Below are 12840 nucleotides of genomic sequence, written 5' to 3' on the forward strand. Positions count from 1 at the left end.
TGGGTACACAACACCAGAAAGGGGAGTCGGTTCATGCAGAACAAAGCTGCGGCGCGTCCGTATCTGAAGGCCATGGTTGCATGCGTGCTGGCCGCTGCAGGCAGCGCCCCGAGCTTGTCGCAGGCTGTGGCCGCGACCCGCACCGAGCCGCGCACGTTCAACATCGAAGCGCAGGATCTGGGCAGCGCGCTCAAGGCATTTGCGTTCCAGAGCAATCGCGAAATCTTCTTCGCGCCCGAGTTGACGCAGGGCAAGCTGACTCATGGCGTTGTCGGTCGCTACGACGATCTGGATGCGCTGAAGAAAATCCTTGCCGATACCGGGCTGGGTTACACCGTCACCGATTCCAACGCGATCCTGGTGCGTGACTTGTCGAATGTGACGTCACGTCCCACGGCCGATGCGTCGAGCGGCCCCGCTGTGCGGCTGGCTCGCACTGAAATGATGGCTCAAGCGGAGCCGCCAGCCGCTCCCGCTCGCAGCACGGCTGCGGCCTCGGGCTCCATTGGCGCGGCGGACACTTCAGAATCGCTCTATGAAGTCATCGTCACCGCGACCAAGCGGCCCGAACGTGCTCGCGATATCGCAGGCTCGGTGTCCGCGATGTCGGGTCAGCAGCTCGAAGCCATCGGCGCGCAGAGCTTTCAGGATTATCTGACGCGCACGCCGGGCGTGGTTTTCAACGCCGGTCCGCTGGGCGACTCTACCGCCATCATTCGCGGTGTCGGCACATCGGTCGGCAAGGATCAGGGCCAGGGGCCGACGGGTTATTACATCAACGAAATTCCGCTCACCGAGCCTGGCTATGCGATTGCCATCCCCGACGTAGATACATTCGACGTGGAGCGCGTGGAAGTGTTGCGCGGTCCGCAGGGCACGTTGTTCGGTTCATCGGCGCTGGGCGGCGCGATCAACTATGTCGCGCGTGAAGCGAGCACCGATGGCGTCGACGCGGCGGTACAAACATCCACCGGCAGCACGCACCACGGCGACGGCAACCCGAACTATTCCGCGAAGGGCATGCTCAACGTGCCGCTCGGCGATACGTTCGCGATTCGCGGCGTCGCCTACTACCGGCACGAAGCGGGCTATCTGGACAACATCGGCACCGGCCGCAAGGCCAGCAACGAGCAGACCGACAAGGGCGGACGGTTCTCTGCGGTGTGGACGCCGGCCGAAGGCAGCAAGATTTCGCTGTTCAGCCTTTACGACAAGAATCGCACGCCGGACTTCGGCTATCGCTACCCCGAGCTCGGCGAGTTTGTGCGTGAGACGCTGGTGAGCGAGCCGGTGGAATACGAGCTGCAACTGCACAGCCTGCGACTCGATCAGGATGTGGGCTTTGCGACGTTGACCGCGCTGGTCGGCTACAGCGAGAAGGAGCGCAGCCTGACCAATGACTTCACGGAGTTCTATGGCGCAGGTCTGCCGAACCCGACGCCGTATCTCGATACTGGCAAGAGCGAGAGCCGCAGCTACGAGCTGCGTCTGGCTTCGCCGAAGGGAGAGAAGTTCGACTACCTGATCGGTGTGATGGGCACGTCGACCGACAAGACCTTCAGGGACTACATCACGTCCGAAGGCTCGTACGAGATCCTGGCGCCGGTCAACGATCCGGCCGATCTGCGCGGCGACATGTTCTATTGGGGCGTCGGCAACACCGATGGCGAAGAAAAAGCCGTGTTCGGCGAAGCCAACTATCGCTTCGCCGAGCAGTGGACGCTGACCTTCGGCGGCCGTTGGTTCGACACCGAGGTCAACAGCCGGGCGACCTATTACGGCGTGCTGTATCCGGGCTCGTTCTCGTTGACGCCTGGCCATCAGACTGAAGATGGCTTCGCTCCAAAGCTGTCGCTGGCCTGGCGCCGCGATGACGATCTGATGGTGTACGGACTGGCGTCGAAGGGCTATCGCTTCGGCAATCCGAACACCATCGCGCCGCTGGAGGGTTTCAACACCCCGAGCGGCTGGAAGACCGATTCGTTGTGGAACTATGAAGTCGGCATCCGCAGCAGTGCGTTCGACCGCCGGTTGCAGACTGACTTCACCGTGTTCCTGATCGATTGGAGCGACCTGCAGGTGCGTTTGTATCGTCCCGACGATTTCACTTACGGCACCAACGCCGGTAAGGCGCGCAACGTCGGCCAGGAGTTCAGCGGCCTGTGGCGCGTGACCGACTCGTTCGACCTGACGCTGAATGTGACGCACCTGGATGCGAAGCTCACCCAGACGGTGATCAGCGCGGGCAACGAGATCCTGCGCGATGGCCAGCAATTGCCTGGCTCCTCCGAGTGGCAGGTCTCGGCAATGGCCGTTGCCCGCCTGCCGTACTCGTGGGAGCCGACGATCACGCTGGCGCATCGCTATCTCTCAGACGCGCCGCAATCGCTGCAAACGCCGGAGTTGCGCATCAACGGTTACGGTCAGACCGACCTGCGCGTCAGTGCTCAGCTCGCCGGCGTCGGCCTGACCGCATTCGTGAACAACGTGACCGACCAGCGCGGTGTCACGTTCGGGTACGGCGACTTCGGTCTGGGCGTGCAGGATTTCATCATTCGTCCGCGCACGATTGGCCTGATGCTCGACTGGAAGATGCGCTGAGGCTCGTCAGGGCAGCGCGCCCTGTGTGCGCGCTGTTCGCGTAATATTTTTCCGTCGCCGGGATCCAAAGACCCACTGCTCGCGTTAGTCCCTCACCTGTTCGATAACTAGGGGGATGGGTTCGATTGAGCGATGCGCAACCGCCTCTGTGGCAGCGCCTGGTGTGGTACGCCTGCGGCGCGTTCGTTCTGCTCTTGCTGCCGGTCTTGAAGTACGCCGAGCTGTGGCAAACGCTGCCACGGCCGCAAAAGCTGGCGCTCGCGGTGGCACTCGGTGCGTTTGGCACCGCTTGCCTGCTGTCGCTGTTCATGGACCGGCTCGCCAGTTGGTCGGCTGCGGGCAAGGCGCTCATCCGCTCGTTCGCGGTGTTGAGCTTGTTTCTGGTAGCGGCCGTGACGGTGTCGATCTCACTGCCACGCTTCATGCTGATTCCGTTGGTCGTAGCCATCGCGCTGATCGTGCCGTTGGCGATCAGCCCGCTGGGCCTGCGACGGCTGCCTCTGGCTGTCCTTGTCCTGGTTGCCGGCATGACGGCCGCCTATTCCTTCGGGCATCTCAATATGTCCGCCCAAGTCGAGCGCACTACGCGCGACGCCTATTTCTCGACTGCGTTTTATCCGCTGCACGCGATTATCCGTGAAGGATGGATTCCCGAGCCGGCCACTCGCGGCGGCGGGTTGACCTTGATTGGCGATCGCCCGCTGCTCGGCACCGGCGATGGACATTTGTATCTGATCGACGCATCCGCCAGCGGTGAAGGTTTCAAGGTGACGGAGCTGCCGACCCAGGTGCCCGCGAATCGCGAAGAATTTGCGAAGGCGTTCGGCGGATCGGCACGCCAACCCAAACGTTCAATGGACTGGCGCGAAGCGGGGCCGCCGCGGATGCAGACCTGGCGATTCCGGGTCGCCGATGTGGTTGCCGCGGTCGAAGGCGATCAGGTGCACTTGTTCGCTTCGCATCACTATTGGAATGCCAAGGACCAATGTTTCGTTGCGAGGGTTTCGGAGCTGACAGCGCCGCTGGCTGATTTCGAGCAGAGCGTCGCCAACGCGAAATGGTCGACACTGTTCGAAACCACTCCTTGCGTGCCGCTCGAGGGGCCCGATCGCAAGCGAGGCAAGAATGCCTTCCGCGGCGAGGAGATTGGCGGCGAACTGCTGCTGCTGGAGGACAACAAGCTGTTGCTCACGGTCGGCGATTCGGGCTTCTCCGGCATGGAATCGACCCAGATATTCGCACAGGATCCGGCCGCCGACTTCGGCAAGACCATCCTGATCGATCGGGCGACCCGCGAGCACCGCATCTTCACGATGGGGCATCGCAATCCCCAGGGCCTCACGCGCACCCGCGACGGCAAGATATGGTTGACGGAGCACGGCGAGCAGGGCGGCGATGAGCTCAACTTGTTACAAGACCAGGCCAACTATGGCTGGCCCAATGTGACTTACGGCACCGAGTACGGCTCGAACGTGTGGCCGCACAATCCGCACCAAGGTCAGCACCTGGGTTATCGACAACCGACGATGGCGTGGGTGCCGAGCGTCGGCACCTCTGCGGTCGCAACCATCGACAGCAAATTGTTTCCAGTCTGGCAGGACAACCTGCTGGTCGGCTCGCTCTCCAGTCGAGCGCTTTATCGACTGGTGCTCGTCGAGGATCGGGTGGTCGTGCAGGAGCCGATCGCTCTCGACAAGCGTGTGCGCGACATCCTGCAGATGCCGGACGGGCGCATCATGATCTGGAGCGATGACTGGGCGCTGACCCTGCTCGAGCCTGCCAGCCAGCACAACGGCACCAGCTTGTTCGCGACCCAGTGCCTGGGCTGCCACGGCATCGCCGATGGCATGACCCATCGGCTCGGCCCGGACCTGTTCGGCGTGGTCGGTCGGCGCATCGGCGACGCCCCCGGCTACGATGAATACTCGGCTGCGATGAAGGCGCAGCAGGGCGCCTGGGACGAGGCGCGGCTGGATAAATTCCTGCAGCAGCCGGCCGCTGCCGTGCCCGGGACATCGATGGCTTTCCCGGGGGTGCCGGATGCGCAGCAGCGCAAGGCGCTCATCGAGTATTTGAAGAAGAGTGAGCCGATCGACAAGCGGGGTGTGGTTTCGGCCCCATAACTCCCTGAAAGAATTAGGCCGTTGAATCTTTACACGAGGGTCGCGTATCTTAGGATGCACTGCCCCTTGCTGCGTCCGAGTCGTGCAACCGCAACTGTACAACTTGACCCAAGAGATCCTGCGGACCGATGTCTCAGGAATGCCCCTGGAGTGGATTGACTACCGGGATGCGGTACGGCTGTACCACACGGAGCAGGTGGCATACACCTGCGGGACGCGGCTGTACCGGCTGCTCGGTGGCACCAACGCCCGCTCGGGATTGCAGACCGTCGTGGAAGTGAATTCCATCATTGCCACGATCGGCCATACCCACAATCCCGGCAACCTGCGGCACGACTACACGCCGCCGCTGAACAATCAGACATTGTTCAAGCGCGACGCGCATTTGTGCCTGTACTGCGGGCAGCGTTTCCCGTCCAGTCTGCTGTCGCGGGACCATATCCGGCCGCTCAGCCAGGGCGGGTTGGATTTGTGGACCAATGTGGTGACGGCTTGCCGTCGTTGTAACAACCTGAAGGCGTCGAAGACTCCCGAACAGGCCGGCCTGCAGTTGATCGCCGTGCCGTTCAAGCCGACGTACGCCGAGTACATTTATTTGAAAGGCCGCCGGGTGCTGGCGGACCAGATGGAATATCTGCTGGCGCATTTCCCGCGCTCGAGTCCGTTGCACGCCCGTCTCAAATTGCAGTGTTGAATTCTGATTTTCTCGTTCAGCGTCCGGTGTATCTGATCGATGCATCGGTGTTCGTGTTCCGTGCCTGGCATTCCGTCCCGCTCGACCTGGTCGATGCGGACGGCAATGCCGTCAATGCCCTGCACGGCTTCAGTCGATTTCTCGGCGAGCTCATCGAGCGCGTGCGCCCGGAGCACATCGCGGTCGCTTTCGACGCCGGCCTGGTCACGTCGTTCCGCAAGCGCCTGTATCCCCCTTACAAGGCCAATCGCGAGCCCGCGCCGGTAGATCTGAAACGTCAGTTCCTGCTGTGCCAGCGGGTGTGCGCCGGGCTGGGTATTGCCTCGTTCGTCAGCGGCGATTACGAGGCCGATGACATCATCGGCACGCTCGCCACTCGCGCCCGCGCCGAAGGCCACAAAGTCGTGATCGTCACTCGCGACAAGGATCTTTCGCAGCTGGTACGGCCCGGCGACGAGTATTGGGATTACATCAGCGACAAGCGTTTCCCTTACGAGCGGATCGCAGATCGTTTCGGCGTGCGCCCCGAGCGCATGGCCTGTTTTCTGGCGCTGATGGGTGACGCTGTCGACAACATTCCCGGCGTGCCCGGCGTCGGTCGCAAGACGGCGTCCACCTTGTTCTATCACTTCGAGTCGCTGGCTCATTTGTATAGCGACCTCGACCGGGTGTTGCAGATCAAGCTGCGCAACGCCGGGTTCGTCTGCGGCCAGCTGCGCGATCATCGCGAGTCCGCGTTTCTCGCCCGGCAACTCACCGAAATAGCCTGCGATATGCCGCTCGATGTGGAGCTGGCGCAGCTGCGTCGGCGACCTCCGGACCTGGGCGAGCTCAATAAGCTTTACGACACCGTCGGTTTCGGCCGGCTGTTGCGCAATCAGGCGGAGCGCATCACCGCGCTCAGCTAGCGCATTTCGCGTGCACCGGGCACGCGATTTCTGCGGAAAAATCCCTCAAAATCGCCTGTGCGAGACGACTTTCCGGTCGCATCGTGGCGGCCCCTGCACCAGGAGCTGCCATGCGAGTTGCCACGCTGATCCTCGGATCCGTGCTGTTGACACATTCGGCCGAGGCACAAACCCCCATTTACCGCTGCACTGGCCAGTCCGGGACGGTTTATTCAGACCGTCCCTGCGCGGCGGACGCCAATCCTCACGAAATCGACGACAGTCGCGTTACTGTGTACACGCCCGCACCGGCAGCTAAGCAGCCGTCGGCAAAGGCTGCAGCCAAGCCAACAAGAGCCAGATCGCCCAAGCAGGCGCGGCTCCCTGATCCAGCCAAACATCGACTCGCCTGCGCTAGGCTCGAACAGTCCTTGCGCGACGTGCGTACCAAAATGCGTACTGGCTACGGCGCCAAGGAAGGCGAACGCTTGAAGATGCGACAGCGTCAGCTCGAGCAGCGGCGACGTTTGGAAAAGTGCGGCCGATGAAACTCGCGCGGCTTGTGAGGTAGTACCAGCGGCGCATGTTGTGAGCGCATAATGTCGCCGTACGGAGTCAGCAACAACAGTAATCGGCGGCAAAGTCAGGGGGTCGTCATGGTTGCGTTTACTACTCACATGGGATTGAAACGGATTGCGGCCGGTCTGCTCGCGGCCGTCTGGTTGGTCGCCGCGCCGCTGGCGGCGCAAGCACAGGACAGCAAAGCGGTGGACGATTTGATGGGGCAGGCGAACAAGGCCATGCAGAAGGGCCAGCCGCGCGATGCAGAGAACCTGCTGCGGAAGGCGATCGACGCGGCCCCCAATCGATCGGAGCTGTATGCGCTACGCGCGCGTGCCCGTGACTCTTCGGGCAAGTTCGACGCCGCGCTCGAAGACTGCAACAAGTACATCGAGCTGGAGCCGAACGACGCCTACGGCTATTTGACGCGCTCGCGCGTCTACGTGTCGTTGGACAAGCCAGAGTCGGCGCTGGCCGATGCCAACAAGGCGATCGAGCTGGAGCCCAACGAGCCGGATGGTTATTACCGGCGCTCGGATATCTATCGCGAGATGAACAAGGACGCCGAAGCCAAGGCCGATGAGAAGAAGGCCGAGGAATTGGAGAAGCGTTGACGGACTAGAGTATCGGGCGGCCCAGGAAACTGGCGCCGCCCGATGAAACGTCGCCTCACCGCGGGGCGTTAGCCACGCGGAACACCGGATACAAGTTGTAACGCTCGTCCCACGACGAGTGGCGCTTGTAGAAGAAGTCGAGCCGCGCACTCGGATCGGCGGCGAACTTCGGATCTTCGAGGCGACGCTCGAATTCACGGCGCAACGCCGGATCTTGCTTCAGCATCTGCTCGGCCACCTCTTCGGCCACGTACGCCTCCATATATTCCTTGCGCTCGAACGCGGCCGCGAAGTAACCCCAGCTCACCAGCGAATCCGGATCGCGGGGTTCGAGCAACACCATCGCCAGCTCGGCCTTCGGCTGAGCGATAGGCACGAACAGCGCGCCCGCCGCGATGTCCTGCTTTTCTTTGTTCCAGTTGCCATCGACCGAGAACACGCTGCGACCTTCAAAGGTCGAGCCGGCGGGCTGCGCCTTGCTGGCGCGGAACACTTCGACTTCAGAGTCGGTCTGCGCTTGCGCGAGCGTCCGGAACTCGATGCCGTGCAGAGTCAGCTTGTCACCGACCATGCGCGCATGACTTGCCGGAATGAGATATCCACCGCGGGGCGCGGTCACGGTGATGTCCGGCGTCACTTCATCCCGTAACGGGATGCGCCAGATCTGCGGACGCTTATCGTTGTAACGAGTCAGCAGTGCGCCCGACACTGCAGAGGGCACGCGCTCATACTCATAGCCGCGAAAGTCGATCGTCTTGAAGTGCGGTGTGTTCTGGTAGGTGAGCGCGACGGTGGTACCGCCCAGGGTCGAGGCTTCCCGGTCGGCCGCCTGCGCCGCCGCCAGCCACTGCTTGCCATCGCGCGCCGCCATTTCCATCAAGGAAATGATGGTGTGATGAGTGATGCGCACGCGGGTGGGGTAGTCCTTCCATGAATGAGTTTCCACCAGCACGCCGAGGCGGTTGCGGCTGGCCCAGTACTCCTGCGAGAAACGCTTCGGGCCGACCGAGACCGCAAAGCCCGTCGACGGATCGTCGTCCCTGATGAACGAAGGATAGAAGTCGACCGGGAGCGAGCCCTTGTCGGTCGCGCGCTTCATCAACTCATCGCGCAACGCTACGCCGGCCTGGCGAATCGGCTGGCGCCCGGCCAGCGTCGGCGAGACGCTGTAAGAGATGTCGTGCTCGAACTTCGCGCCGTCGGTGACGTGCAGGTCGACGTACAGAATCGGATCCCACTCGCCCAACAGGCGCAGCATGGCTTGCATCTCGGGCGCTTCGGCTTTGACGTAGTCGCGATTCAAGTTGAGGTTCTGCGACGTCACGCGCCAGCCCATTTCTTCCGGACCGACTTGATTGGGCCGATTCCAACGACCGAAGCGCTCATGGCCGTCGACGTTGAGCACCGGCACGAACACCAGCGTCGCAGTCTTCAGTGCATCTTTGGCGAGCGCGCCTTCGAGCATCTGGCGCAAGGCGAGGAAGCCCGCGTCTTTGCCATCGATCTCGCCGGCGTGAATACCGCCCTGCATGAGCACGATCGGGCGACCGGCGCGATGTGCGGCGGCCGGGTCGAGCACGCCATCGGCAGAAGCGGCCAGCGCCAGCATGGGCCGGCCTTCGGGCGTGCGGCCGAACTCGAAACAGCGCACCTGTTGCGGCCACTGTTGTTGGAAGGCCGGGCACAGACGCTCGACTTCCTCGTAACGACCGGTGCGCTTGTTACCGGATTGTTCGGCGACGGTGCGCAGCGAACTGGCGCCGGGCGCAGCGGCGAGGACCTGCCCTATCGAGCAAAGAGCGATGAGTGCAGCGATTTTATGACGAATCATTAACGACTTCCTGTACGGGCAAGCGCGCAAGGTTACTGTATTGGCCGGTCGGAATCTGTCTCGTTTCTTGCGCCAGTAGCGCTAAAATCAGCAGGCCGGCTGCTCGTGTGCAGCTGTCGGCGGGAGTGCGTCTTGAAACTGAGCAGAGCGAACGGTGATGCAGCGACGACGCTGCACGAAGTGGGCTGTGTGTTGTTGCAGCCGGACGAGCTGGCGGCGGAGTGCCGCGTCAAGCTCGAGGATCTCGGCAGACTCGCGCCCAGCTGGAATCAACTGCCTCGCGACGCGTACTTGCGCGACGGCGGTCGCTATCGTTCGCGGCGGCACAGTTGTTTCATTTACGAACCAGCACACCCGCTGCAGCTCGTTCCTCATCGCGCGCACTGGCAACCCACTGAATACAACGCGCTCCATGGTGGCATGGAGCGTTGGTTCGAGCCCATGAGCGACGAGGTGTTGCAAACACCTGTGTGGAGTCGTCTCATCAGCGGGCTCGCCGAGCTGTTCGCTGGCGCGCGGCCCGTGCAGCGCTGGCATATCGAAGCACATCAGTTCCGCATCGACACCGCCGAAGGCATCGGCCGGCCGACGCCCGAAGGCGCGCATCGCGACGGCGTCGATTATGTCGCCGTGATCCTCGTGAACCGGTTCCATGTGCGCGGCGGCGAGACTCGCGTGTTCGAGGCCGAAGGCATTTCGGGCGTGCGCTTCACCATGAGCGCGCCGTGGACGGCACTGTTGCTGGATGATGCGAAAGTGATCCACGAGACCACGCCGATTCAAAATGACGGCCCGGGCGGAGTGCGCGACACGCTGGTGATCACGTTCCGTGAGCGCGGCTTTCAGGCGCCCGGCGCATGAGCATGCGTCATCTCATTACCGTCGAGCACATCGGGAGCGCTGAAAGTACAATGGCGCGTCGCCGATAAAGGTAGCCGCTCATGCCCATGTTCGCCGCCCGCTTGCACCAGAAAATCGTCGAGCACAGCCCGCTGTGTGTCGGCATCGACCCGTCGGCGGCGCTGCTCAAATCGTGCAACCTGCCCAACACGCCGGATGGCGCGTTCGAGTTCGGTAAGCGGGTGCTGGAGGCGGCGGACTATCGCATCTCCCTGCTCAAGCCGCAGTCGGCCTTCTTCGAGCGCTTCGGTAGTGCCGGCTTGAAGGCGGTTGAAGAACTGACGACGCTGGCGCGCAGTCGCGAAGTGCTGGTGCTGCTCGATGGCAAGCGAGGTGACATCGACACCACCGGTGCGGCGTACGCCGAAGGCTATTTTTCGTCGACGACGACTTTGCGTGTCGATGCCGTGACGACGCACGTGTACCTCGGCCTCGCCGCGCTCGATCCGTTTCTGGAAATCGCAGTGCGCGCCGAAGGCGGAGTGTTCGTCGTCGTGCGCTCTTCCAATCCCGAAGGGCGCGAGTTGCAGACGGCTCGCATGGCGAACGGCGAAACCGTCGCTCAAAACTTGTGCCGAGAGATCACGCTGCGCAATCGGAAGCAGGGCGAAGGACTTCAATATCTCGGCGCCGTCGTCGGAGCGACCTGCGACGATGCCGCAGCTACCGTGGATGCCTTGCCGCAGTCCTTCATTCTTGCGCCCGGTGTCGGCGCGCAGGGTGCAACCATTCAAGACGTGTTGAAGCGCATGCCGTCGGCGCGCGGACGCGTGCTGCCGAATGTTTCCAGAGCGATCCTCGCGAACGGCGGCGGTGTTGCCGACATTCGCACCACCATCCGCAGCTTGCAAGATCAGGCTCGCGAGCTGTTGTAAGCGTCATGTCGCTCGCTGCCGCACTGAGTCGCACATTAGGGACTGAAGTCGCGGCAGGATCGGAGCGAAGCGTCAGCGGCGGCTCGATCAATTCCTGTGCGCGCTTCGAAAGCGCGATCGGTCCGTTGTTCGTCAAGCATGGCGACGCCAATAGCCTGGAAATGTTTCAGGCGGAAGCGGCGGGCCTGGAGGAGTTGGCCAAGGCGCGCGCTGTGCGTGTTCCAGAAGTGCTGGCAGTGGGCCAGCAGGATGGGATCGCTTTTCTCGCACTCGAATGGATCGATCTGCGCGGCGGCGCCTCCGGCAGCGAGAAAAAGCTCGGTGAGTTGCTCGCCGCCCAACACCGAGTAACGCGTGAGAAGTTCGGCTGGCATCGTGACAACACGATCGGCTCGACGCCTCAATCCAATCACCAAGCCGCCGACTGGGTAGAGTTCCTGCGCGAACAGCGCTTGCGGCCGCAGCTGAAGTTGGCCAGGAGCAATGGCGCCGGCGCAGATCTGATCGGCTGCGGCGAAAGACTTTGCGAGCGGCTGGACGGTTTCTTTACTGACTATCGACCCGCCCCAGCGTTGCTTCATGGCGATCTGTGGGGCGGCAACTGGGGTAGCGACGCGAACGGTCAACCCGTGTTATTCGACCCCGCCGTGTATTTCGGCGATCGTGAAGCCGATCTGGCGATGACGCGCTTGTTCGGCGGCTTCGGTGCGTCGTTCTATTCGGCGTATCAGAGCGCCTGGCCGCTGGATGCAGGGGCGGCCACGCGAGTCACCCTCTACAACCTGTATCACGTGCTGAATCACTTCAACCTGTTCGGTGGCGGCTATTTGCGGCAGGCACTGGGAATGATCCAGCGCCTGCTCGCCGAACTGACCTAAATCAATTCTCAGGTCTTCGCCGGAATGCGCACGCTGCCGCCGACGCGCTCGTGCAGGATGTTGCCGCTGGTGTCGGCGCGCACCGCGAAGTTGCCGCCGACATCGCTCACGTTGATGTCGCCCGAGCTGTCGCTGCCGATCGTGACATTCTTTTTCACGTCGCGGATGGTGATATCGCCGGAGCTGTCATTCACGACTTCGGCGTTGCCGATGACCTTGGCGATGGCGATGTCGCCCGAGCTGTCGGTCCTGATCGTCACATCGCCGCGCACGTCTTCGATATCGATGTTGCCGGAGCTGTCCTCGACTTCGAGATTGCCGACGACGCTCACCACGCGGATCTCGCCCGAGCTGTCGTTGACGATGAGGTTGCCGTTGATATTCTTGAGCAGCTGATCGCCCGAGCTGTCGTCGACCTTTGCCGCGCCCACATCGCTCAACTCCAGATCGCCGCTGGAGTCGCTGACTTCGAGCTCGGCCTCGCGCGGCACGCTGATATCCAGGTCCAGCGAGGCGTAGCGATTGAAGCTGAACATGTCGCCCATGCCTTCGGCCATCACCACGGTTAAATAAACGATGTCGTTCTCGCGGCGGCTTTCCAGCGCGATCTTGCCGAGCAAGCTTTCGGACGACGCGCAGGCCTTGCCGGCCGCCTTGACGCCGCCGCTGCCGTCGCCACGAATCTTGAGATCGCCGGCGGCGGCGGACACCACCACTTTCTTGACCGGGCCGTTGAAGCTGGCGGTGCGATCGGAGCTGAACTTGCAATTTTCCGTCTGTGCCCAAGCCGACGTGCCGGCGCTGCTGAGTAACACCCATGCCAACAGCTGGGCGGCGTACTTGTTCATGTAATGACTTCCTGTGCGAATAAGTAAA

General features: G+C 62.5%; 10 protein-coding genes. 8 read left to right on the plus strand and 2 right to left on the minus strand.

Translation table 11 applies throughout. From position 1 onward, the window contains the following. Positions 1 to 33: 33 nt before the first annotated feature. From EK373_RS06205 to EK373_RS06225, 5 genes are all read left to right on the plus strand, one after another. Positions 34 to 2601, plus strand: coding sequence for a TonB-dependent receptor domain-containing protein (locus EK373_RS06205; RefSeq protein WP_129641846.1), 2568 nt, complete (start codon positions 34 to 36; stop codon positions 2599 to 2601). 125 nt (positions 2602 to 2726) lie between these two features. Beyond that, entirely contained in the window at positions 2727 to 4724 is a 1998-nt protein-coding gene (locus tag EK373_RS06210) for a PQQ-dependent sugar dehydrogenase (RefSeq protein ID WP_129641847.1), read from the plus strand. 139 nt (positions 4725 to 4863) lie between these two features. Then, on the plus strand, positions 4864 to 5418 hold the full coding sequence (locus EK373_RS06215) for an HNH endonuclease (RefSeq protein ID WP_129643366.1): 555 nt from the start codon (positions 4864 to 4866) through the stop codon (positions 5416 to 5418). Then, entirely contained in the window at positions 5412 to 6326 is a 915-nt protein-coding gene (locus tag EK373_RS06220) for a 5'-3' exonuclease (RefSeq protein WP_129641848.1), read from the plus strand. Before EK373_RS06215 ends, EK373_RS06220 begins: the two co-directional genes overlap by 7 nt. Before the next feature lie 635 nt (positions 6327 to 6961). Continuing rightward, positions 6962 to 7480, plus strand: a complete 519-nt coding sequence (locus EK373_RS06225; protein ID WP_157994242.1) for a tetratricopeptide repeat protein — start codon at positions 6962 to 6964, stop codon at positions 7478 to 7480. 55 nt (positions 7481 to 7535) lie between these two features. Here EK373_RS06225 and EK373_RS06230 read toward each other — a convergent pair whose 3' ends face one another. Continuing rightward, on the minus strand, positions 7536 to 9311 hold the full coding sequence (locus EK373_RS06230) for a M14 family metallopeptidase (protein WP_129641850.1): 1776 nt from the start codon (positions 9309 to 9311) through the stop codon (positions 7536 to 7538). A gap of 132 nt (positions 9312 to 9443) precedes the next feature. Between EK373_RS06230 and EK373_RS06235 the strand changes: the two genes are divergently transcribed. The 3 genes from EK373_RS06235 (at position 9444) to EK373_RS06245 (ending at position 11964) form a co-directional block, all read left to right on the plus strand. Continuing rightward, complete coding sequence (locus EK373_RS06235; protein WP_129641851.1) at positions 9444 to 10172, plus strand: 2OG-Fe dioxygenase family protein; 729 nt, start codon at positions 9444 to 9446, stop codon at positions 10170 to 10172. Positions 10173 to 10252: 80 nt separating this feature from the next. Continuing rightward, entirely contained in the window at positions 10253 to 11086 is an 834-nt protein-coding gene (gene pyrF / locus EK373_RS06240) for an orotidine-5'-phosphate decarboxylase (protein WP_129641852.1), read from the plus strand. A 5-nt stretch (positions 11087 to 11091) separates the two neighbouring features. Next, positions 11092 to 11964, plus strand: a complete 873-nt coding sequence (locus EK373_RS06245; protein WP_129641853.1) for a fructosamine kinase family protein — start codon at positions 11092 to 11094, stop codon at positions 11962 to 11964. Positions 11965 to 11972: 8 nt separating this feature from the next. On the opposite strand, the gene EK373_RS06250 is transcribed toward EK373_RS06245, so the two are convergent. Next, positions 11973 to 12812 carry a DUF4097 family beta strand repeat-containing protein gene (locus tag EK373_RS06250; protein WP_157994243.1) on the minus strand — a complete coding sequence of 280 codons (840 nt, stop codon included), beginning with the start codon at positions 12810 to 12812 and terminating at the stop codon, positions 11973 to 11975. Between the last annotated feature and the right edge of the window lie 28 nt (positions 12813 to 12840).

Source organism: Peristeroidobacter agariperforans (genome assembly GCF_004138335.1).
Taxonomy (GTDB): Bacteria; Pseudomonadota; Gammaproteobacteria; order Steroidobacterales; family Steroidobacteraceae; genus Steroidobacter; species Steroidobacter agariperforans.